The sequence below is a fragment of the Sphingobium baderi genome, from assembly GCF_001456115.1.
Lineage (GTDB): Bacteria > Pseudomonadota > Alphaproteobacteria > Sphingomonadales > Sphingomonadaceae > Sphingobium > Sphingobium baderi_A.
Window position 1 is genome coordinate 1,572,579 of record NZ_CP013264.1, and the last position, 22,402, is coordinate 1,594,980.

At 57.9% G+C, this 22,402-nt stretch carries 24 protein-coding genes; 9 read left to right on the top strand and 15 right to left on the bottom strand.

Annotated elements, in window-relative coordinates; translation table 11 throughout:
• Positions 1-398: 398 nt before the first annotated feature.
• The 6 genes from ATN00_RS07860 to ATN00_RS07885 all read right to left on the bottom strand — a co-directional run bounded on the left by ATN00_RS07860 (position 399) and on the right by ATN00_RS07885 (position 5,534).
• Positions 399-1,229, bottom strand: a complete 831-nt coding sequence (locus ATN00_RS07860) for an SDR family NAD(P)-dependent oxidoreductase (protein ID WP_062063708.1) — start codon at positions 1,227-1,229, stop codon at positions 399-401.
• Between the two features lie 72 nt (positions 1,230-1,301).
• Positions 1,302-2,147: a metal-dependent hydrolase gene (locus tag ATN00_RS07865; RefSeq protein ID WP_197413691.1), complete on the bottom strand. Its 846-nt coding sequence runs from the start codon at positions 2,145-2,147 to the stop codon at positions 1,302-1,304.
• A 62-nt stretch (positions 2,148-2,209) separates the two neighbouring features.
• Positions 2,210-3,475, bottom strand: a complete 1,266-nt coding sequence (locus tag ATN00_RS07870; protein ID WP_062063711.1) for an aromatic ring-hydroxylating oxygenase subunit alpha — start codon at positions 3,473-3,475, stop codon at positions 2,210-2,212.
• Between the two features lie 33 nt (positions 3,476-3,508).
• Entirely contained in the window at positions 3,509-3,856 is a 348-nt protein-coding gene (locus tag ATN00_RS07875; RefSeq protein WP_062063712.1) for a thymidine kinase, read from the bottom strand.
• Between the two features lie 73 nt (positions 3,857-3,929).
• Entirely contained in the window at positions 3,930-4,274 is a 345-nt protein-coding gene (locus ATN00_RS07880) for a hypothetical protein (protein WP_062063714.1), read from the bottom strand.
• Positions 4,275-4,508: 234 nt separating this feature from the next.
• Entirely contained in the window at positions 4,509-5,534 is a 1,026-nt protein-coding gene (locus tag ATN00_RS07885) for a zinc-dependent alcohol dehydrogenase (RefSeq protein ID WP_062063716.1), read from the bottom strand.
• Positions 5,535-5,768: 234 nt separating this feature from the next.
• Here ATN00_RS07885 and ATN00_RS23635 point away from each other — a divergent pair, with 234 nt between their 5' ends.
• The 5 genes from ATN00_RS23635 (at position 5,769) to ATN00_RS07910 (ending at position 10,158) form a co-directional block, all read left to right on the top strand.
• Positions 5,769-6,443 carry a TetR/AcrR family transcriptional regulator gene (locus ATN00_RS23635; protein WP_197413692.1) on the top strand — a complete coding sequence of 225 codons (675 nt, stop codon included), beginning with the start codon at positions 5,769-5,771 and terminating at the stop codon, positions 6,441-6,443.
• 163 nt (positions 6,444-6,606) lie between these two features.
• Complete coding sequence (locus ATN00_RS07895) at positions 6,607-7,008, top strand: nuclear transport factor 2 family protein (protein ID WP_197413693.1); 402 nt, start codon at positions 6,607-6,609, stop codon at positions 7,006-7,008.
• A gap of 163 nt (positions 7,009-7,171) precedes the next feature.
• Entirely contained in the window at positions 7,172-8,449 is a 1,278-nt protein-coding gene (locus ATN00_RS07900; RefSeq protein ID WP_062063721.1) for an aromatic ring-hydroxylating oxygenase subunit alpha, read from the top strand.
• A 166-nt stretch (positions 8,450-8,615) separates the two neighbouring features.
• Positions 8,616-9,392 (top strand): SDR family NAD(P)-dependent oxidoreductase, encoded by a 777-nt coding sequence (locus ATN00_RS07905; protein WP_197413694.1) that lies wholly within the window; start codon positions 8,616-8,618, stop codon positions 9,390-9,392.
• A gap of 43 nt (positions 9,393-9,435) precedes the next feature.
• Positions 9,436-10,158, top strand: coding sequence for an SDR family NAD(P)-dependent oxidoreductase (locus tag ATN00_RS07910; RefSeq protein WP_062063724.1), 723 nt, complete (start codon positions 9,436-9,438; stop codon positions 10,156-10,158).
• A gap of 35 nt (positions 10,159-10,193) precedes the next feature.
• Here ATN00_RS07910 and ATN00_RS07915 read toward each other — a convergent pair whose 3' ends face one another.
• On the bottom strand, positions 10,194-11,024 hold the full coding sequence (locus tag ATN00_RS07915; protein ID WP_062063726.1) for an SDR family NAD(P)-dependent oxidoreductase: 831 nt from the start codon (positions 11,022-11,024) through the stop codon (positions 10,194-10,196).
• 11 nt (positions 11,025-11,035) lie between these two features.
• Positions 11,036-11,848, bottom strand: a complete 813-nt coding sequence (locus ATN00_RS07920) for an SDR family NAD(P)-dependent oxidoreductase (protein ID WP_197413695.1) — start codon at positions 11,846-11,848, stop codon at positions 11,036-11,038.
• A 301-nt stretch (positions 11,849-12,149) separates the two neighbouring features.
• Here ATN00_RS07920 and ATN00_RS07925 point away from each other — a divergent pair, with 301 nt between their 5' ends.
• Positions 12,150-13,493 carry an MFS transporter gene (locus ATN00_RS07925; protein WP_082635131.1) on the top strand — a complete coding sequence of 448 codons (1,344 nt, stop codon included), beginning with the start codon at positions 12,150-12,152 and terminating at the stop codon, positions 13,491-13,493.
• Between the two features lie 36 nt (positions 13,494-13,529).
• Here the strand turns inward: ATN00_RS07925 and ATN00_RS07930 are convergent, their stop codons facing one another.
• From ATN00_RS07930 to ATN00_RS07950, 5 genes are all read right to left on the bottom strand, one after another.
• Complete coding sequence (locus ATN00_RS07930; protein WP_062063731.1) at positions 13,530-13,928, bottom strand: DUF4440 domain-containing protein; 399 nt, start codon at positions 13,926-13,928, stop codon at positions 13,530-13,532.
• A gap of 36 nt (positions 13,929-13,964) precedes the next feature.
• Positions 13,965-14,375 carry a hypothetical protein gene (locus ATN00_RS07935; protein ID WP_062063732.1) on the bottom strand — a complete coding sequence of 137 codons (411 nt, stop codon included), beginning with the start codon at positions 14,373-14,375 and terminating at the stop codon, positions 13,965-13,967.
• A gap of 276 nt (positions 14,376-14,651) precedes the next feature.
• Positions 14,652-15,359 carry a GntR family transcriptional regulator gene (locus tag ATN00_RS07940; RefSeq protein ID WP_197413696.1) on the bottom strand — a complete coding sequence of 236 codons (708 nt, stop codon included), beginning with the start codon at positions 15,357-15,359 and terminating at the stop codon, positions 14,652-14,654.
• Between the two features lie 49 nt (positions 15,360-15,408).
• On the bottom strand, positions 15,409-16,167 hold the full coding sequence (locus ATN00_RS07945) for an alpha/beta fold hydrolase (RefSeq protein ID WP_156415243.1): 759 nt from the start codon (positions 16,165-16,167) through the stop codon (positions 15,409-15,411).
• Complete coding sequence (locus tag ATN00_RS07950; protein ID WP_082635132.1) at positions 16,151-17,377, bottom strand: epoxide hydrolase family protein; 1,227 nt, start codon at positions 17,375-17,377, stop codon at positions 16,151-16,153. The genes ATN00_RS07945 and ATN00_RS07950 overlap by 17 nt, the downstream gene beginning before the upstream one ends.
• Positions 17,378-17,618: 241 nt before the next feature.
• Between ATN00_RS07950 and ATN00_RS07955 the strand changes: the two genes are divergently transcribed.
• Complete coding sequence (locus ATN00_RS07955) at positions 17,619-17,906, top strand: putative quinol monooxygenase (RefSeq protein WP_062063737.1); 288 nt, start codon at positions 17,619-17,621, stop codon at positions 17,904-17,906.
• Between the two features lie 152 nt (positions 17,907-18,058).
• The gene (locus tag ATN00_RS07960; protein WP_013039168.1) at positions 18,059-19,423 is read left to right on the top strand and encodes a transposase; all 1,365 of its coding nucleotides are present in this window, start codon (positions 18,059-18,061) and stop codon (positions 19,421-19,423) included.
• Here the strand turns inward: ATN00_RS07960 and ATN00_RS07965 are convergent.
• Positions 19,392-20,504 carry an LLM class flavin-dependent oxidoreductase gene (locus ATN00_RS07965; protein WP_062063738.1) on the bottom strand — a complete coding sequence of 371 codons (1,113 nt, stop codon included), beginning with the start codon at positions 20,502-20,504 and terminating at the stop codon, positions 19,392-19,394. The two genes, ATN00_RS07960 and ATN00_RS07965, sit on opposite strands and share 32 nt — an antisense overlap.
• A 532-nt stretch (positions 20,505-21,036) precedes the next feature.
• Positions 21,037-21,600, bottom strand: a complete 564-nt coding sequence (locus tag ATN00_RS07975) for a DUF1993 domain-containing protein (RefSeq protein WP_062063741.1) — start codon at positions 21,598-21,600, stop codon at positions 21,037-21,039.
• Between the two features lie 252 nt (positions 21,601-21,852).
• Here ATN00_RS07975 and ATN00_RS07980 point away from each other — a divergent pair, with 252 nt between their 5' ends.
• Positions 21,853-22,362: a hypothetical protein gene (locus tag ATN00_RS07980; protein WP_156415244.1), complete on the top strand. Its 510-nt coding sequence runs from the start codon at positions 21,853-21,855 to the stop codon at positions 22,360-22,362.
• Positions 22,363-22,402 lie beyond the last annotated feature (40 nt).

Genomic DNA, 22,402 nt, shown 5'->3' on the forward strand with positions numbered 1-22,402 from the left:
TCATTCGGGGCCGCAGATGGCCGCCCAACAGGGCGATGTCGACGCTGCCGTGAAGGTCGCTCGTCAACCTGTAGACTGCGTTGCTATCAAGCAGTCCGGCTGGAACCGGAAGGGGAGCAAATTAGCTATCCAGAAATACATTGAATAAGGCGTGTGACGGTGAAGCTTTAGTTCGCAGTCCGGGATCGCTCTGGCTTTGGCCGGGCGGTCATTATTTCTGTATCCCGCACCAATTTCCCGGGGCATCATCTATATAGATCATGCTCAACGCTCAGCGGGGTGGCGGTCGAACAGTTCCTGCTGATCCATGGCGCTGTGCCGGTAGCGTCCATGTGCGAAAGGCGGCATGACCGACGCATGATATTTGCGTGGCAAGCGCGTATCGATGAGGAAGGCGATCAGTTCTTACCATCTCCATCCTGTGCTGCCATATGGGCAAACAGATCGCGGAACTCCGCCAGTGAAGGGGCGTGATTGGAATAGCCTCCATCGACATGCAAATTCTGACCGGTCGTATAGCGGGACTCATCCGACGCCAGAAATATGGCAGCCTTCGCGCAGTCTTCCGGCGCGCCGATGAATGGCGTCAGCTTGTGACGCAGCATGAGCTGGCGGATCGGTTCGGGCATATTGTCCTCCAATGCGCCTGAGAGCACCAAACCTACCATCAACACATTGGCGCGAATGCCGAATTTTCCATATTGCGCCGCAATATTGTAGGTGAGGTTGTGCACACCGGCTTTGGATGCGCCATAAGCGGTCTGGCCGATATCGCCTTGCAGCGCTTTGGTGGAACCAGTCGTGATGACGTTGCCACCACCCTGTCTCAGCATATGGGGGATCACATGCTTGGCGCAAAGCATGGGGCCGCGAAGATTCACGGCCATGGTGCGGTCCCATAGATCGACGTCCATGTTTACCACATCACGATCCTGCATCATGATGTCGCCAGTCATCGCAGCATTGTTGTGCAAGACGTCGATTCGACTATAGGTCTGGATCGCATAATCGACCAGGCCCTTTACGGCGGTTTCATCCGAAATATCGGCTGCAAAGGGATGTGCATTGCCACCCGCGGCAACGATATCGGCCGCAACCTTCTCCGATGATTTGCTCTGGCTTGCGACAATGACTTTGGCGCCTTCCCGGGCATATGCCTCGGCACAGGCTTTACCGATTCCTGATCCCGCGCCGTTGATGAGGATGACTTTACCGTCGAGCCTTTTCACGTTTCTGTGTATCCCTCTGAAAATTGGACGCCCGTTTGCAAAAGATGCAGGTCAGGATGGCAGGGACGAAATTCAGGCTGCGACGACTTCCCTATCGGCGTCATATTTCTTTTCGAACTGCTCCAGATAGGCACGATAGCCTTGAGGTTCCCGTCGCTTGGCGGGGTCGTAGAAGGGTGAGCAAATCTGGAAGAAGAAACTCACGAAGTGGCGGCCCATCACTTTCCGGGCATATTTGTCGCGCACGAGTGATTCTTTCAATTCGGCTGGCGTCATCTTCGCGCGATCATGCTCCAGCAGTTTCTTTGAAACCATCATCTGAAATCGACCGAGATGGACCAACGCATAGAAGTAACCATATATTCGATAGAAATAGGCGAAGATCGGATTTAGGCCGCTGAGTTCATGATAGACATCCGAGCATACGGTACGATGCTCGAACTCTTCGGCCAAATGCCATCGCCACATGTCCGTGGGCTCCGCATCGGCGCCCTCCAGCAGTTCATTATAATCCTCGAAATAGAGCTGGCAGGCCGTCGCGCTCAGCGACTCGAAGCCTTCGCAATAGGCGAGATTGAAGCGCAGTGATTTCGTTTCAAGAAATCGCTTATATGTCGCCTCATAGTCTCTCTCAATCGGCTTCAGCCAGGCATAGCCCAGTTCGTGCATACGCCTGTTGAAGGCGATGTGTTGCTTGCAATGCTGCATCTCCTGCTTGATGAAGATATCCAGCTCTTCTACCAGGCGCGTCTTGGAGGGCTCGATAAGGGGCTTCGCCTTTATCATCACCTTCAAGAGATAGGGTTCGATATAGGCGGGAATCAGCGAGGCCGCGTTGGCACGCTGTGCAAACTCCCCATTGGGAGCCCAACGCGCGCGAATGTTCGAGAAGTCGAACTTGGGGAACCTGACTTTCATCTTATTGCCTTTATGCACCTTGGGAGCCATCGCAAGACGCCGAATATACCCTCGAGCCTGCTTTATTCCGCCGCTTCCGCGCTATGTTGCCCGGGAAGCATCCCGCCGCCCGCCAGATAGGCTTCGTAGTCACGCGTGAACATGCGGAGCAATGGTTCGTTCTCGCCGAAATTCTGTACCTTTTTGCCGCCGGTTTCCAGCCCGATCTGCTGGAGGCGTGACATCGCCATATCCTCGACAACGACATCGCGCGTCGCCGCCAGCGTGTGGGCCATCGCGAATTCCTCGCGCAGGTTCTTCGGCGCATGACGGCTATAGATTCGTACTTCCATCCGCATGCGGTTGTGGCTCAGCGGCCAGAACTGATAGAATAGATATCCGTTTGCCAACGGCTGAAGCGAAATATTTGGAAAGATCGTGATGGTCTCGGTTCCGAAGTTCGGGATATTGAGCCGATTGATCCCCGGATGCTCGTAGAAACCCGCCCGGCCCTCGGCGATGGCCTGTTGATCGGGGGCGGATGTCGGCAGCATCTGGGAATAGACCCAGCTCAGGACCGGCGCGTCCGGGTTATAGTCGAAATTGCGCTGCACCGTTCCCGCGCTGTGCGGCCCGAACTGTTTGATGTCGAGATAGTTGAGATGTGGGTTCTCTTGAGGAACCACAGCCGGACGCAGCGTCTTTTGATGCAATATGGCGACATGGTAACCCTCGTTGAAGGCATTGACGAGGTTCTTCCAATTGCAGTCGATCTCATCGGTCACTTGCACGTAGAAGGGGAACTGGTCGAACGGCGCTCCATCCAGCATCACGTCCAGGCCTGCGAGGAATTCGCGGAGCGAAACTTCCGGCGTGTCGGCGAAATTCAGGAAGATAAACCCGTTCCATGTGTCGAGATGGATCGGCGCAAGTCCGTTCTTGGCCTTGTCCACATGTGGGAAGTCCTGTGCAGATGGCACCGCGTTTAGGGAGCCGTCGATGCGATACAGCCATGCGTGATAGGGACAGCGGAACGTCAGCGCATTGCCCCGCTCCTCGCAGACAAGCGCCACTCCCCGATGCGAGCAACTGTTGTGGAAGGCGCGGACCTGCCCGTCCTTTCCGTGTGCGATGATGACATTCGCGCTGAGGGTCGGTATTTTACGCACCACGAAATCGCCGGGATTTCCAACCTCCTCGACCCGTCCGACCATGAGCCATGCGCGTCGAAAGATCATCGCCTGCTCGCGCTGGAAATATTCCGGCGAGGTATAATATTCCACCGGCACTGTGCCATCGACGAGGCCCATGTCGTGGGCCTTGGTCATATATTGGCTGATGTCGACCATATGTTATCCTCTTCCGCCAAGCGGTTTGCCGCTTCAATGTGGCCGGTAGCCTACCCATTCCATTTTGACGCTGTGCGGGAATGGAGCATAGGGCACATGCGGCTGTTCGAAGATTTCCACCGCCTGCGCGGCCTCAGTCAGGCCCAATATCACGCGCAGCAGCAATGCCTCCTGCTCCGGCAGCGCAATCGGATCGAACCCATCGAGATAGGAAAATATCTCCTCCAGACGAGGAGCGAGCGCGGCGTGGAACGCTTTCAAATCGGAATAGGCCAGTTCCTGCCGTTTCCTGTACCGTTCATCCTGCGTGTGCAGATTGCCCCAGGTAGCCACGAAAGGCTGTAGGAAGGCAAATTGCTCTGGAAGCTGCAATGTCGTCATGATGATGCTCGATCAGGTCTGGAATAAGATGGCTGGCGGCGAACTTTGAGGGATGCCCCCGGACGCTGCAAACCTATTTATACTCGTTCCATTCGATGGCCATGTGATGCGGGAAGGGGGCATAGGGCACGCCCGGTTGATCGAACACCTCGATCGCCATCGCTGCCTCGGTCAGGCCCAAGGCGGTACGGTAGAGGAGAGCCTCTGAAGCTGGCAGGCGGTCCATCGGGAACTTGTCCAGATGGTCGAAAATCTCTTTCAGGCGCGGCGCAGTGGCGTCGTAGAAAGCCTTCAGATCCTTCATGCTGCTCTGCTGGCGGAAGAGGTAGCGTTCCGCCTGATCCTCAAGCTTGCCCCACGTTCCGGCATAGGGCGCAAGCGCTTCGAACCCTGCTGGAAGGGAAACTGCCTCAATCATAAATCATCTCTCCCCAATTTCGCGCCATTCTCTATGGCTGGCGCTGAAATCGTTCTTTCCGAGCAGCCCCGGTCGCTGGTCTGGGTGCCGGCGCCATGTGATACTGAGACTATGCACAATCCGGTCTGTATTGGCGAGGCTTCGATATTGACGCCGCGTCCACTGCATCCAAAGAGAGGTGCGCGAGCGATCGGCATATCGGGTTGCGGCGCATCGACAGCCCGGAACATCAGGTCACCAAGGCTTGATCATCACCTTGCAGTGATTGTTGCGGCCGCGCAGTTCCTCGAACATGGCAGGCGCATTGTCGAGCGGGACGGTGTCGGTAATCATGGCTCGCGGTTCCACATGCCCGTTGTCGAGCGCGCCGATGGCGATCTCGAACTCGCGTGTGTCGTACATGTTGGTATAGCGGATCGTCGCCTCTTTCATCATGGCTGGCATGGCCGAGAAGGTGTCTGGCATCCAGCAGAAGCCGGGTGCGGCGATCATGCCCCGGCGACGAACCGCGGAGACCGCCTGATCGAGCGAACCGGCGACGCCAGCACATTCGAATACAATGTCGGCGGGCCTCCCGAGCGCTTCCGCGCTTTGTTCCGCAAAGGTGCGCCCTTCCTCGGGCAGGATGAATGCGTCGACGCCAATTGCCCGCGCGATCTCCTCTCGGCGGTCAGAGGTGGCGGACATCACGACTCGTTCAGCGCCGGAAAGTCGCGCCCAATAAGCGGCGGCCAGCCCGATCGCCCCTGCGCCCATGACGAGCACGCGATCGCCGCTCTGGATTCCCGAAGCGCGCACGGCACGCAATGACACTGCCAGCGGCTCCACCAACGCTCCATCGTCGAAACTCAGCGAACGTGGCAGGTTCACGCACCAGAGCGCGTTAGTCAGTAAATATTCGGCATAGCCCCCCGTCACTCCAAATGCGCCGAACATGCCGAATGCCGTGCAACCGACCGCGTCGCCCGTCTTGCAGGCCACGCATTCGCCACAGGTCAGGAAAGGCAAGACCGCGACATGATCGCCAATGGCAAGGTTCTCGACACCGGTGCCCGTCGCCACCACTTCGCCCGCAACCTCATGACCGGGAACCGCGCCGTCGTCGAAAGCGTAGCTGTGTCCTTCCGCCATGTGCAAGTCGCTGCCGCAGATGCCGCAACGATGCACTTTTACAACTACTTGCCCGGCCGCAGGCGTCGGATCGGCTACCAGTTCGATTCCGAGTCGTCGCCTGTCCGTGCGGAAAACTGCAGCGCGCATTTCATCTTCCTCTCATATGCAGAGCCCCGCTCGGGGCGGTTGCTTTTGCGACGAGCGATGTGCCCATGGCGACATAAGGCGAAGCGCTTCGCTCCGCTCTTTCTGCTGCGAAACCCGACAGGCGTTTCATGTCAGCTCTTGCCCCTCCCCATTGGGAAAACTGCTCTTGGCTTGCGGCAGGGATGTGATTTCTCCCGTGGCGCATTATATTGGCGCCATGATCGGGACCCTTTTTTGCTGCCCGCTGTCCGGGCGTCCATGTGTATGACCGACCCTGACCTGACAGGCAAGGCACGCGTTGCGCGCGATTCTTCCCGCACGATCGGGCAAATTCTTGCCGCTGCGCGACAGGAATTCATCACGAATGGCTTCGATGGCACCAAAATGGAGCATATCGCGCGTCGGGCCCAGGTCAGCAAGCAGCTCGTTTATTCCTACTTCAACGGGAAGGAGGAACTCTATGCCGAACTCTCCAAGGAGATTTCGCGGGAGGCGTACAGGCGGCTGCTTGTCATCGACTTCGACGCCATGGAACCGCAGGTGGCAATTCGCGCCTATATAGAAGGGGTCTATGACCACTTTCTTGACGATCCGGCCATCGGATTGCTCACGGTCGACCAGAGCCTGCATGGGGGCGCTCACATCAGATTGCCGGGAGGCGAGACGCGGCGCATGCAACTCGACCTCTACCAGCGCATCGATCGTGTGCTGAAAAGAGGCCAGGCAGATGGCATTTTCAGTGATTTCATCGGGTCGGACATGCTGGAATTCATGACGACGATCATCGTTTCGGGGTGCGTGTCTTCACGCGGAATGTTCGAGCGGTTTGTGGGTCGATCCGCAGAAACCGATGCAAATTATTGGCGTGCCCACTCAGTTGAATTCATCCTGCGCGCGTTGAGGGCATAAGGCGGAATCAGCCGACTTCTCATTCGTGCAGAGGGCAGCAGTTGGCCAAGTTGGCATCGCGAGCGATCTTTGCGTAATATCGGCCTGCCCACAGACAGGTGTCGACCAGTCGATGCCTATGGATAGCCATAGTCGATAACAAGTTTTCGGATGGAGGATGTCGGTGACGATTGATCGCGATGAAGCGATGCGCCTGGCCCAGTTTTGGGCAAGTGTTTCGGAAGAGCATAATACGGACAAGTTCCAGACTGTTCTGCATGATGATTTCACCATGTGGTATAACTTCGATCCGCAATATCGCTCGCGCGCGGAATTCGTCGAGACGTTGAAGGCGGCGCATGCGATGTTCGAGAATCAGAAGAACGAAGACCTCAAGATCACGATAACCGAGCGAGGCTTCATCTTGCAGGCGACGATGACCGGCGTTCTGGCCGGAGAGAACATCTCCTCACCCTATTGTTTCGTCGCCGAGGTTCGCGAAGGCAAGGTTTATCGGGGGGAGGAATATTTCGACACGGCACAACTCACCAAAAAGGCGGGCCGACCGGGAGAAGGTATGGTCTGAAGGGGGCTGGCGCCGGGCCGAATGTTGACGGTGTGTAAAGCGGCGAACTTTGGATGTCCCTCGCGTCTCTGCTATATCGCTCTCGAACAAGATGAGCGGCGCCGACCGCTCATCATAGGAATCGCGCGCCACTCAATTGGCGACTGCGTAGAGGAGACCTGATATGGGTATGCAGCAGCCAGTCTTGACGCCTTTTGACCTGGGTACTGGTGAACTGCGGCCTGACCCCTTCATCATGGAAACCGGCAAGGTCGATCTCGGCGTGTACTACAAGCAGGAGCGGTTCGAGGCGGAAAAGGAAATTTTCGGCCGCGTTTGGTTGAACGTCGCCGAGACGGCCGAATTGGTCAATCCCGGCGATTGGATTGTCCGCGAGGTCAAGGTGCGGTCGGTTTCGGTGATCATCGTGCGTGGCAAGGATGGTGAGATCCGCGCCTTTCACAATATATGTTCGCATCGCGGGATGAAGCTCGTCTGGGACGAGAAAGGCCGCGGGGGCAAGTTTTCCTGTCCCTATCACGCCTGGATGTTCGACTGGGCAGGGGATCTCATCAATATCCCTGACGAAGCCTGCTTCAGCTATGTCGACAAGAAAGAGAGCGGCCTTACCCCCATCCGCTGTGAGACTTGGGAAGGTCTGATCTTTATCAACCTTGATCTGGAAGGTACGCAGTCGCTGGCCGACTATCTGGGGCCGCTGACCGAACGGCTCAAGAACGTCCCCTTTGCCAGCTATCCTTACACGGCTCGTGTCGGCTCGATGATTGACGCCAATTGGAAGCTCGCGATTGAGGCGCAATGCGAGGCTTATCACGTCCGGGCACTCCACGCCCGTACCGTCAGCAAGATGCTGTCGTCGACGGACAACCCCTTTGTTCATCCGCTCCACGTCGAATATCTCGGCGCGCATCGGATGAATTCCGTACCGCGCAATCCCGACTTCGAATTATCACCAGCCAAGCTCGTACAGGCATTTTCCTTCATGAACGCGCAGCAAATGGTGATCGCCGACACCGGCGCTCAGGATAAGCCGGAGGAAACATTTGCCGGTCATGAGGATATAAACCCCACGCGCTCTAACTTCTGGGGTAACGATCAATTCGTGCTTTACCCTCACTTTATCTTTCACCTCTCACTTGGCGGCTGGTGGCTGCATCGTTTCTGGCCGATCGCGGCGAACAAGTGCTACTGGGAGGCGGTCTATCACTTTGAACGGCCCCAGAGCCTGCGGAACCAGTTCGCTGTGCAATATTCACTGGCGCTGAATCGCGATACGTTGATGGAAGACAATCTCGCACTTGTGCAACAGCAGATGGTGATGGAAAGCGGCGCGAAGAAAATCGTGCAGTTCGGTGAGCAAGAGGGCCTCTGCAAGCATCTGGCCGCAGTTTCGGAAGCTGCCGCGAACGATATCGCAGCCGCGAGGATCGCAGCGGAATAGACTGGCTATCGGAAAAAGCCGCGTCGTCAAGCGAGTGCGCTGCTTTTCGACTGCACCGGTACAGATCGGATTCCGCGTCTGCTGGAAATGTGGCGGCTGTTCTTATGCGGTGCAATCCTACCAAAGGGCGAACATGGATCTCGGAATCGCAGGAAAAAGGGCGTTGGTGACTGGCAGTACGTCCGGCATCGGCGCGGCGACAGTCAGGATGCTTGCAAGCGAAGGGGTAAAGGTCGTCATCCATGGTCGTAACGCCGAGCGGGCGGAGGCCATTCGCTTCGAAATCGAAGGAAATGGCGGCGATGTGGCGATTGCCTTGGGCGATCTCAGTAACGATCAATCAGCCGAAATGGTGATGCGGATGGCGCTATCGGCCTATGGCGGCATCGATATTCTTGTTAACAATCTGGGCCATTATGAGCCGTTCGCGCATGCCTGGACGGACGCGACACCTGATCAATGGGCCGAAACCTACCAATCGAATGTCATTGCAGCGGTCCGGACGGTGCGCGCCTGCGTCGGTGGGATGAAGGCGGAGGGTTGGGGGCGCATCATCAATATTGCGAGTGGCGCCTATACCGAACCACCACCGGATTTCCCGACCTATGGCCCGTCTAAAGCGGCTCTCGTCAACATGTCGGTGGGACTCGCGAAGGCATTGGCGAACACCGGCATTACGGTAAATACGATCAGCCCCGGCAATGTACTGACCGAAACCCTGAAGGGTTATCTGCCGGCTATTGGAGAGGCGAACGGCTGGGAGGAGAAGGACCTCGATGGCCTAGAGCGGCGGTTCGCCCGGCAATGGCGCAGCCTGGTCAACCGGACAGGGCGGGTCGATGAGATTGCCGCGCTCATCTGTTTTGTTGCGAGTGTCCATTCATCATACATCACCGGCACTAACTATCGGATCGACGGCGGTTCGCACGCCACGCTGAACTGATGGCAAGTCGGCGGTCGAGCGTCTGGACATAGGGGAGAGTGGAATGAGACTTGAGGGCAAGGTAGCGATCATTACGGGCGCTGGCAGCGGCATGGGCGCCGAAGAAGCGCGAATGTTTGCAGCCGAAGGCGCGAAGGTCGTGATCACCGACATCGTCGGCGATGCGTCGCGCGAGATCGCCGGGCAAATTGGAGAAAGCGCCATCGCGATAGAGCATGACGTCGCGGACGAAGAGGGGTGGGCGGGAGTGGTCGCAAGCACCCTCGACACGTTCGGCAAGATCGACATTTTGGTGAACAATGCCGGCATCACAAAGGCTGACACCTTCGACAACACCGACGCCGCGTTTCTCCGCAGGATGCTGGACGTCAATATCGTCGGCTCCTTCCTCGGCATGAAGGCCGTGTGCGGCCCGATGAAGACCAATGGTGGTGGCGCGATCATCAACATCGCGTCGGGTCTCGCCTTCACCAGCCTCCCTGGCTACTTTGCCTATGGCGTGTCCAAATGGGGCGTGCGCGGCATGACCCGGCTGGGAGCCAAGGAACTGGCGCCCGACAATATCCGCGTCGTGACGCTGACACCGGGTGCGGTCGAAACGCCATCTTTGGTGCCCTCCGTGCGGGAAAACGCCAAATCGATAATCCCGCTTGGCCGGGTAGGTGGGGCTGATGAGTTCGCCCGCGTCGTCGTGTTCATGGCGTCGGACGATGCCAGCTATGTTTCGGGTGCCGAATTCCTGATCGACGGGGCCATGATCTGCTGACGGGAAAGCAGGCGGCGCGTCGCCGTCGCCTGCCCTTATATGGTCCCCCAATTCGCTCTACAATGCGCCTCGAACTGTTCGCGATTGTCTGCAACATGGGCAAAGGCCTTGGTCACGCCGCCGTCGATCCGCAGGATCTGGCCCGTTACGAAACGCCCTTCGTCCGATGCCAGAAGCGCGACCATGGCGGCTATATCCTCGGAATATCCAAGTTCCGGCGTCAGGTGATGGCGCACCACGGCCTTGATCATCTCCGGCTGGTTGGCCCGGCTGTTTTCGGTCGGAACCATGCCTGGCGAGACGACGTTGCAGGTGATCCCCTGTTTGCCATATTGGGTAGCGACATAGAGCGTCAGCGTGTTGACCGCTGCCTTGGCCGAAGCGTAGGCGGTGCGGGCGACATCGCCGAGAAGCGCTGCGCCCGAACTTGTATTGATGATCGCTCCGCGGCCTGATGCTATCAGCGCCGGCAGAGCATATTTGATCGCCAGAAACGTTCCCCGCGCGTTGCACAGGAAAGTGCGGTCCCAAATCTCTATGGGAAGGTCCATAGCGGGGCCGTCATTCTCCAGCACAGCGGGGCGGGTGTCGGCGGCGTTGTTGAACAGCACCTCTACCTTGCCATAATGCGCCAGCGTATCGTCGATCAGCTTCTTTATGCTGACCTCGTCGGCCAGATCGAACGGTAGCGCGATGGCGTCTCCGCCTTGTTCCCGGATATCCGCCGCGACTTTGTCCGCACCGGCAAGATCGATGTCCGCCAGCACGACCTGCGCGCCTTCCGAGGCGAGCCGCCGCGCGGTGGCGGCGCCGATGCCGACCCCGGCGCCTGTGACGATGGCGGTTCTGTCCGTCAGTCTACCCATCTCGCTACTCCTCAGTTCTTGTAGGCGTCGATCCCGCCGCGCGTATCCGCGACATGGGGGAAATGCGTGGAGATGCCGCCATCGACTGGGATAATCTGTCCGGTAATAAACCGGCCGTCGTCCGATGCCAGCAATGCAATCATAGCCGCGATATCGTCCGGATCGCCCAAGCGTTCGGTAAGGTGGTGGGCAAGATAAAGATCCATATTGTGGCCTTGGTTCTGGCGCGTAGTTTCCGTCACCACGAGTCCAGGCGACACGGCGTTGCAGCGGATACCCTTTTTCCCATATTGCGCCGCGACATACTCGGTCAGCATGTTGATCGCGGCCTTGGAGGCCGCATAGGCCGGGCGGAACAAATCGGCACGCAGTGAGGCGCCTGAACTCGTGTTGATGATGGACCCAGCACCCTGCTTCACCATATGCGGCAGCACATGCTTGATCATCAACATTGTGCCGCGCGCGTTGACCCGGAAGACGCTGTCCCAAATGTTCGCGTCCATAAACTCCATAGCAGCGTCCTGCGACATGATTTCGCCGCGTGTATCGGCGGCGTTGTTGAGCAGCACGTCGATACGTCCGTATACATTAGCGGTGTGTTCGATGGCGTGTTCGATGCTGCTCTCTTCGTTAAGGTCAAGATGGAGCGCAAAGCATATGCCACCTGTGGCGCGCACCTGCTCGGCCGTGCGCTCGGCGCCATCGACATCGATGTCGGCGAGGACGACCTTGCCGCCTTCGCCTGCAAGCCGTTGCGCGGCCGCCGCTCCGATGCCGCCATTGCTGCCGCTGATGATGGCGACCTTGCCCTCCATTCTCTTCATGAGACCTCCTCCGGGTTTTCGTGCTCAGGCTGGCAACGGACGGCGGACGCCACCGTCATCGCTTCCAAAATCATTATATGATAGCATAATCCATGTACTATTCTGGAATATCGGGGAAGGCGGATCAAGGGCATTCATGATGGTCATTGAAAAAGCCGATCACCCATATCCTTTGACCATCCAGTCACGAGGGGCAGATCAACCATGATTGATCCATGAGTAGCTGACCCCGTCGAATGACAGGAGGAGGGCGTACGATACCGGATAGATTTCCCGAACAAACAGAATAGTGGATGCGTGAATGGCCAGACATCTTTCTAACGGCACTCTTGCCGCCTTGGCGGCTCCGGCGCTTCCAATGGCCGCACTCACCTTGCCGCTGATCATCTACCTTCCCGAATATTACGCCCATCGGCTCGGGTTGAACCTGTCGATAGTCGGCCTGATCTTTACCGTTGTACGTCTGGCAGACCTGCTTTTCGATCCATTTGCCGGTAATCTGATGGACAGGACGCGGACCCGCTTCGGGCGATTCCGGCCATGGCTGCTTCTGGGTGGCCCGCTGGTGATGCTGGGCGCTTGGGTGCTGTTCATGGCGGACGAGGGCGTGGGGCCGCTCTATCTGTCGTTGGGTCTCGTCCTGGCCTATGCAGGATATTCGATCGTCATTCTCGCGCAGATGGGGATGGGGGCGGCCATCACGCCGGATTATCGGGAGCGGTCGCGCGTGTTCGCATGGTGGCAGATCTTCAACACCCTCGGGCTTATCCTCGTCATGCTGATGCCCATCCTCTTTGCGGAACGGATCTCTGATGACAGCAGCTTTACCGTTCGTACGATGGGCTGGTTCGTGTTGGGCGCCGTTCCCGTCACCATAGGCGTCACGCTGTTTTATGTGCGCGAGGAGAAGGCTCCGCCGCTGGCCCATGCTGCGAAGCTGCGCGATTATACTGGCCTGTTCACTTTGGGGTCTGCTCGCCTCATACTCACGACGCAACTTCTTCTTGGCCTGGGGCTGGGCATCAGTGCTTCGGTTTTCCTCTTCTTCTTCACCATGCTGAAGAAGGTGCCTTTCGAATATGTCGGACTGCAATTCGTAGGGTTCTATCTGGTCAGCATTGTCGCGGCCCCAGGTTGGTCGATGCTCGCCAACCGCATTGGCAAGCACCGTGCGCTTATGGTGGGATCGGTAGGATTTGCTGCATATATGGTGCTCATGACTGCGATGCCGCCCGGCAATCTGTGGTATTTTGGCGGCATGGCAATCCTCGGTGGAGCGGCCGCCTGCGCTGCGGACATGTTGCCCCGCTCGATCATGGCGGATGTCTCCGACGAAGATCAGTTGGTAAGCGGTCAGGACCGAACAGGTCTCCTCTTTGCCCTGCTCACCGTAACGCACAAGTTCGGGCAGGCGCTGTCGATCGGCATCGTCTATTTCGCGCTGGATTTGATCGGCTTCAGGCCCGGCAGTGCGGACAATAGTACGGCCGCGCTTTCCGGCGTGACGATCCTCTATGGCTTCGTCCCCATGTGTCTCTATCTGCTGGCGGGGTTGACCGCGCGGATGATGCGGCTGACGCCGCAGCGCCATGCAGAAATCCGTTCTGAAATCGAGGCGCGCCGAGCGATTGACAGCCGGAGTTGAACTATCGTCCGCCGGATAAAACTGAAAGATTGGCGTTCAGGAAGGAGTGAAATCAATCGGTGGAAGCGACAGGCCATCCATATATTCGTCACATCGCGTGATCTGCTGGCCTCTTGTGTGGAAGACCATGGCAAAGGGTACGTCGTTGCGGGTGACTCCGTTAACTGTGATGTCCGCCTTGCACCGCTGTAACACCCTGTTATCGTTCATGGGCGTAAGCTCGATATCCTTGAAGCGTATCCGCATGACCTTGAGTGCTTCGACGAGCATGTCGAATTCTTCGTCCTTGTTCAGTTCCTTCCGCACTGTGGCATGCCATTGGATGAAGTCGTCCGCCGCGACCGACTTCATGCCGTCGAGGTCGCGCTCTCCCCAATAATGATTCCACTTTTCTACGGCTGCAATCGCTTCGGACCTGCCTGATGCGTCGTTCATGAAGAAGATCCTTCAAACTAATATTATGGAACGAGTTTAGAAGAAGCGGACCCCTTTCGGCCATTCCAGCTTCGGCAAGCCGGTGCTGTCGAGATATGTCTCGCATCGCGAAACCCGACGACCGCGCGTGTGAAAGACGAGCAGCATCGGAATGCCGCGGAAATTGCCCTGATCCGTATCGAATGATGCCAGATGCTGCTGAACCACGCCAAAAGATGTCAGATTTCGGCGCACATCATAATATTGGTTGTTACGCGTTACTGTCGTCAACCAATGGAAAGATTTGATCGCTGCTGCATGGGGGACTTCGATATGGTCGCAATTGTTCCACAAGACGAAGTCGCCGGTCAGAAAAGTGGCCTTGCGATCAATGTCATGCGCCAACCATGATGAGGTGAACCCCTCTACCGCGGCTGTCGCGTCGGCTTTATCCACAAGCGTGTTCATTCCTTCTCCTCTCCGGCGGCGAGCAACCTGGCGTCGAATGCCATGTTGACACCCTCGTTCTGGTCCTCATGCTCTGCGTTGCCTGCTTGTCCCGGCAGGTTATCGCTATTCATTGGCGTTCGTGGCCAGCACGCTGACATTGCGACTTCCAGATCACCGCCGGAGGAGCATCATTCCAGTATTGCCATCACATTATGCACGATATGTTGCATCGTCCAGCGAAATTCCAGCGGCTTGCGCGAGCGTTCAGGCTCCAACGACGTTTCTTTCCGACAGCTACGTTGTTCGTCGCCGTCGCCGCCGCGGGGCTGCGCCATCCTTGCCGGGAAGGGGCGCTTCAAGGTTCGATTCAATGAAATCCACCACTTTGTGATGGGTTTCGCTCCAGAGCGTGGCGGCTTTGACGACATCGCGTTCAATGATGGCATCGATGAATTTCCGGTAGTCTTCATGCAGGCCACGTTCGAACATCGCGAGCTGGAGAAATGTCTGCCGGTAGCGGAGTTGTTGGGCGTAAAGCAGCGACCACGACCAGAGCAGCCATTTGTTGTCGCAGCAGGAGAATAGAGTGCGGTGGAACTGCTCGCGATGCTGGACATAGGAATTCATGCTGGCCGGTACGTCGCATGCCTCGCTCAGTATGCGGGAAGCGATGTGATAAGAGGACAGCAGGGCACCTTCCCACGCATAATCGCCATTTTTCACCGAAGAATCGAGCAATGTCAGCTCGATCGTCAGGCATGCATTCGCTAACTCGCGATAGCCCTCCGCCGAAACGGGGGCGGCGCGGAAGCCGCTATTGCGTTCTATCGTAACCAGTTCCTCGGCGGCCAGCCGCGACAATCCTTCCCGCACCGCGGCTTGGCTGACACCCAGATCGCGTTGCAGTTGCGAGATGTTGAGTCGTGAACCCGGCGGCAACTGGCACGATATCAACGCCGCGCGCATCTCGACATAGGCGCGATGCGTGACGCTTCGATCCACCGCCGCATCACCCGCAGAACTGTGCGCTACCGAATTTTCGTACATTCAATCAGAGCCTCGGTCGCAGAAATTCCACCGCACGTTCGGGTGCGCCGACGATGAAGGCGTGGTCGATTTCCGGCCCCATCGTTTCGACATTCCAGCCAAGCTTGCGGGCTTTTTCATGCTGCGGTTCCATAACATCGCCGACAATACCCAGATAATCGACAGGCTTGTCAATAGCGTCACCACCGCTGGTCACTGGGCTGACCATACAGCGCAAGGGCATGTCGCTCAGGTGGGCCAACATCCATTCTTGCCGCTCGGTTGTCATTTTCATCGGCTTGTCTTGAGCGGCCGTCCGCTGCATCTCCGCAACGCCGGTTCCGATGGCGCCTTTGCCTGATGCAAGCAAGGCGTTGAGCCCCATGGCCTCTTCGTTCGACATATAGCCCATGGCCTCGCCAACGCTCTTGCCCGCTTCGGGGACGATCCCGTCAAAATATACGACGCGGCGGATGCGATCGCCGGCGCGAGCGATCACGCCCGGAGCTACGGACCCGCCATAGCTGAAGGGGACAAGCACGACATCGCGGACGTCTTCAAAGGTCAGCATGTTCACTATATCCGTCACGTGCACCTCATGGGTCACGTCACGGCTGATCAGGTGTGAACGTTCGCCGAAACCGGTGAAGGTTGGCGTCAATATATGGTGACCTTCGCCGCGCAGTGTGGTGGCGATCTCATTCCACACCCATCCGCCCATGCCGCCGCCATGAAGAAAAACTATATTGGCCATTGTCTCATACCTTTCAGCGGATTGATCCACAGCGGTCGCGCGTTGGTTTGGGCAGTTCCTCGGTCAGTCTGGTTTTGGCGCCCCGGGTCGATTGATTGCGAAAGAAAGCGCGCACCACGCGCAGAAAATCTTCCTTACGCTGAAAAGCTGCGAAATGGCCCCCTGCGGGCAAGTCCTCCCATAGGTGGATATTGGGGTAGTTCCATTCGACCAGCGCCCGCGGCCAGCGGAATGGTTCGCCTGCAAATCTTGCAACCCCGGTGGGGATCTCGACGCGGGAATGGGTATATTGGGTGCGATAATTATTCTCGTGATAGAGCCGGAAACTGGACCCTGCGGTGCCGGTAAACCAATAGACGCTTAAATTGTCGAGAAGATGGTCGATGTCGAACGCATCCTCTAGATTCCCGCCATGATCGGTCCACGACCAGAATTTGTCGATGATCCAACCAGCCAGCCCGGCAGGGGAATCGTTCATGGCGACGGCGAGCGTCTGTGGGCGGGTTGTCTGGATCTGGGCATAGGCGCCATCGATCATCAGGTGATGACGCAATTGATCCAATTCGTGCTGATCCGCTATACTCAACCCCTCGACCGGGAGCATGGGATTGGCATTGCCGCCTGGCGCCATGTTTATATGCAAAGCCGCGACATTTTGCGGGAAATCCTGCGCCATGCGACTGGTTGTCAGAGATCCCCAGTCCCCACCTTGCGCGAAATAGCGTTCATACCCGAGCGCGCGCATGATGGCGTTCATCATGGAGGCTGCCTTGGCGATGTTCACACCATGATTGCGCGTAGGCCCCGAGAAACCATATCCCGGCAGCGAAGGCACCACGACGTGGAAGGCGTCGGCCGGATCGCCGCCATGCGCCTCCGGGTCCGACAGCGGCCCGATCAGATCGAGAAATTCGACCACTGAGCCCGGCCAGCCGTGAACGAGTATCAGTGGCCGCGCTGTCGGCACCCTGGATGGCACATGATAGAAATGGAGGCGCTCGCCCTCTATTTCAGACACATATTGTGGCCAGGCATTAAGGCGGGTGACATGGCCGTCGAAGTCGAAATCATGCTGCCAATAATCGCACAGTTTTTTGAGATATGCCCCGTCAACGCCATAACTCCAGTCCGAACCCGGTAGCCAGTCTGGCCAGCGTGTCTGCGCCAGGCGGTTACGCAAATCCGCAACCTCGTTCTCTGACAAGCTTGCGTGAAATGCTTGTATGGCGATGTCATTCATAAGGTTTCAACGATAAGAAATTGAGCCGCCACACAGCATATGTCGATCCCGTTTAAGCAGCGGGCGCCCTTGCTCGTCTCTGATCCTGACTGGTTCATTTCGCCTCCGGGAGTTATCGCAGGTAACGTATCGTCAACAATATGTCGTTGCGGCTGCAAATGCCGTGGCTCATTAGGCATTGGATACGCCTTCCTCAGCTTGAAAGGGGAGGTTTCCGGCGAGCCGTTCTCAGGAGAAGAATATGGCCATGATGCGTTCCTATATAATGATCGCCGCACCCGGGCAGATTGACATTCTCGAGCAAGCCTTGCGAGAACTTGCGGCGAAGATATCGGCCTGCGATGGCACTGAAGGAACCGAATTGTATCAGGACCTCGATCATCCCGAGCACCTGACTTTCCTGGAGCGCTGGACCTCGCCTGAGGCACAGGAGGCTGCCGGCAAGGTCCTCGGCAAGGAGGCGTTCGCGCCTATCATGGCTGCACTTGCCGCTCCTCCGACCGCGACGTCGCTCGGCCGGCTGATCTGAGCGCCGGAGGAGATGCGAGGCGATTGCTGTTGAGGTTGTGTATCAGGGCCACCGGAGCTGTCCTCACTCGGCAGCTTCCGTAACAGGCCGTTGACGAAGTCGGCGGTGGCTGATTCAGTGCGGCAGTGGGATTGTCTGGCGGGTTAGCGGCGATGGCGATGGGGCGTGATAGCGAGGTCCAGTCCGATTTGATCGTGACGTGGGCGGAGATACCGCGTTCACCGGGGCATGTTTTCTACGACAAGCTCCAGAAGCTGCTGGCCGAGGCGGGCTTCGATGGCTTTGTCGAGAAGACGTGCAAGCCCTATTATGCGCCGCGGATGGGAGCCCCGTCGCTGCCGCCGGGCCGCTATTTCCGCATGCTGCTGATCGGCTATTTCGAGGGCATCGACAGCGAACGCGGGATTGTCTGGCGCTGTTCGGATTCGCTGTCGCTGCGGGAGTTCCTGCGACTGTCGAGCCGCGACAAGGTCCCTGATCATAGCTGGTTGTCGAAGACGCGGAGCCGCCTGCCGCACGAGGTACATGACCAGATCTTCGGCTGGGTACTGGCCCTCGTCGCCGGGCACGATCTGGTGAAAGGCGAGCGGATCGGCGTCGATGGCTCGACCATGGAGGCGAACGCCGCGCTGCGTACCATCGTGCGGCGTGACAATGGCGAGACCTACCGCGAGATGCTGGTGCGCATGGCGCAAGAGAGCGGCATCGACACGCCGACGATCGACGACCTTGTCCGGCTCGATCGCAAACGCAAGGGCAAGAAGCTGTCGAATGCGGACTGGGCGAGCAAGACCGATCCCGACGCGAAGGTCGCGCGGATGAAGAACGGCTCGACGCGTCTGGCCTACAAGCCCGAACACGCGGTCGATCTCGACACGGGTGTTATCGTGGCAGCGCCGATCCACCCGGCCGACAAGGGCGACACGACAACGCTCGACGCCACGCTGGAGACGGCAGCACGCAACCTCGCCGACATTGGCCTGGCGCCGACGTCCGGGGATCCCTGCGATCTTGTGACCGATAAAGGCTATCATTCGCGCGAGCTCCTCAAGGGTCTCGACGGCGACATCTGGAAGACGCGCATCGCCGAGCCGGCACCGCCGAATGGATATCTGCGCTGGCACGGCGACGAGGCTGCCCAGAAGGCCGTCTACGCCAATCGGTCTCGCCTGAAATCCGCCGTCGGACGCAAGGCGATGCGCAAGCGTGGTGAGATGGTCGAGCGTAGCTTTGCCCACGTCCTGGATCGCGGCGGCATGCGCCGCGCGTGGCTGCGCGGGCGCGAGAATGTTCACAAGCGTTATTTGATCCACGTCGCCGGGTTCAATCTTGGCATTCTCATGCGCGCCCTGTTCGGTTGCGGCACTCCGAGGGGCGCCAGGGGCGCATCCAAGGCATTCTTGTTCGTAGTTCAGACCGATGTTGCGCTCGTCATCGCCCTCGTCGCCGAGTTCGACGGAGAAAGGGCCATGCTCCTCATCGTTTTTACCCCTGAAGGCGCTGACAGACCCGGCTGAAAACCGACTTCGTCACCGCGCTGGTAAGCCTCTTTGCAAAGCTCCCGGTGTCCCATGCCTGAACCTTCGGCAGCACCTCCTTGCCGAACAACTCGAGGGATGCGCGCTGTTGTTCGGGTGAGCCGACCACGAACGGCAAATCGCAGACGCCGACGCCAATGTCGCGCAAGGTCTGGAACTTTTCGATGAGCGTGTCGGGCGATCCCACGAAATAGGGCTTGGCAACCAGATCGAGGACCGGAGGACCGCCCAGCGTGGCCGACTGCAATTTGCCCTGCTCCTCGGCCTGCTGGCCGAAGAAGCTCTCCAGATCGGCATAGGCCTGCTGATCGCTGGGCGCGCAATAAATGATTCCGCGATAGATTACGTGATTGGGCGTAGGCTCCCAACCTTCCTTGGCGCATTCGGCGCGATAGAGGCCGATCCACTTCTTCACGACTTCTGGCGGCGCGAAGGAAAAACCGATACCGATCCGGCGCTTTGCAGAAAATACTACCGAATCCTCACTATTCCCCGATCCGAATACTGGAGGATGCGGCTGCTGCGTAATACGCGGCCAGATCGACACGGTATCGAATTTATACTGATCGCCCTTCCAGGAAAATGGCTTTTCGGAAGTCCAGGCCTTCAAAATGAGATCAATGCCTTCCTGCGTCATCTTCTTGGTCAGTTCGGCCGGCGTATCGTAGGTTTTATGCTCGTTCGGTGTGCCCCGCAGGAACAGGACTTCCATGCGCCCACCACTCAAGGCGTCGAGCATGGCGACTTCTTCAGCGAGCCGGATCGGATTGTTCAGCGGCACGAGCGGGCCAAGCAGGGCGACACGCGCACGCTTGGTGCGCTGAATGATCGCAGATGCCATGATCATCGGATTCGGCGTCATCTGGTAAGGCGCGTAATGATGCTCAGAGACGCTGATCCAATCGAAGCCGAGACGTTCAGCAAGTTCGACCATGTCGAGATATCGTGCATAGGATCTCTGCGCCACATCCGGCCTGCAGAACTCCGGAGATGCGGGCCAAATCTCTATCCCGGGCGCCGGCCCATCATATCCGGTCATGCAAAGATATGATAGCTTCATCTGCCTCTCCTGATGTCATTTCGAGAGGGACGTTTTACCCTTTTTTCGGGAAATGCAAGGAAATTATGCACAAATGGTATATCATGCACGATTATGCGTGGGGTGCCATTGCTGATGCCCAACGTCGCGAGTGGAGCAGGGAGTGCAAAAACACGCTTCTCCTCCGAATCGCATATGCATATTTCGGTACATTGGCTCTGGTTCGGAAACGCGATTTGATGGCCAGATCACGAACGTGTGGACTTGGCTCTGTCCGGATCGAGATGTGCCCGTTGGACATCGGGGAGGAGTAGCAATTTGGGTTGACCGACCGATTTCGGTCAACGGCTGCTTCCTGCCATTACAAAGTTTCGGCAATGTCCCGTGCTGCGTCATTGCTGTCATCGCTGGATTCACGCAATTGTTTGATAGCAGTCTGGTTCCACGCTCGACCTCGCGAGAATGGAGCGAACATGAGCGATTTTACTCCAACGTGGTGATCATTCGGCGAAGCGATCGGCAACTTAGAAACCACGATCAGCTCGCTCGCTCTCTATTGCTCGGGCAAGGTGCCTGGGCGCAGATATGCGAACATGTGCGCGACATAGTCGGCCTTCCCTAGGTCAACGCCTCGGGCGCGCAGGATCGCGTAAGCGGTCATGACGTGGAAATAGAATTGCGGTAGCGCCCAGTCGCGGACATATTGCTCGGCAGTGAGATCGAACACCATGCCCTGCGGCAGCGTATGAGCAATGGGCGTCGCTGGATCGATCTCGGGCGCATCTGCTGCCGCCACCTCCACGATGCTGATGGTTGCGGCGATCCTTGCAAGCGCGTCGGCGATGGAGCCGGAGTGCTCGGCCGCGTTGCGTCCCTCATCCAGCAATACTTCGATTGATGGCGGGAAAGCTTCTTGCCGCAGCCGAAACACGCCCTCCTGTGCTTGCACGCAAGCGAAGCAGATCTGGGTTGAAAGTGGGAACATGTCGGGCGCAAGGCGAGCCGTGAGCAGCGTCTGCGCCACTTCCTGCCCCTTCTCGTCGACTTTGCGGAGCCAAGCCGCAAGCGCTCCCAGCATCTGGACGTAGGTAGGCGCGAGCATGTCTTTCAGCATCATGATGATCTTTCTTCTTCTGCGGCCCTGGTTTGTCTGGCCGTTACGGTCTTTTAGCCAGGCCCAACCACCAGCGCCACATCCGCCTCGTTGAGGACGGGAGCGCAAGACATCGACCGGGAAGCAATCCTTCAGCGTCCATGTAAAAGTACCACGACTTGGTGACCACATTGCATTCGATTGGCAGCGCTCCAGCGCTAAACCGAGGCAACCCGCGATATCACAAGCGGGGACACGACATATGAGAAGTCGAACATGCCGATTTCAGCAAATTGGATGGTACGAAGTCCGGCGGCTGTCATTATCGCTGCGATGCTCTGGGGCGCGTCGGTGGGCGCCGGTCCAACCGAGGCCGCAGGGACGGCGCCCCCATCAACGCGGCCTAGCAACATCTTCGACTTGGGGGAACTTGATCGCCTGTCAGATGAAGTCTGGAAGGAGAGCGGGCCATTTGGAATATTCCTCCAGGACGAGGTTTCGCACGAGAGTGACCGGATGAATGTCGATCCAACCTCGTGGGAGGATCTGGCCTTTTACTCGGTGCTGAAATCGGGTGATACGGAAATTTACTTCGCGGCGATCACCATGTTCTCCGGAGGCAAGCCCCACATCGCGTTTCTGGTAACTCGCGGCAAATATGGTGATCGAACCAAGATCGTGACCGACACCGAACTTTTGCGCGGTGCCAGTGCATCCGTCTCCAACTGGGTAATACCCGCTTTCGCTACCGCAACGGCAGGCCTCCCAATGTTCGACAGTCCATGAATTAGTGCTTGTGGATCAGGCGCCAGACGTAAGATGAGCG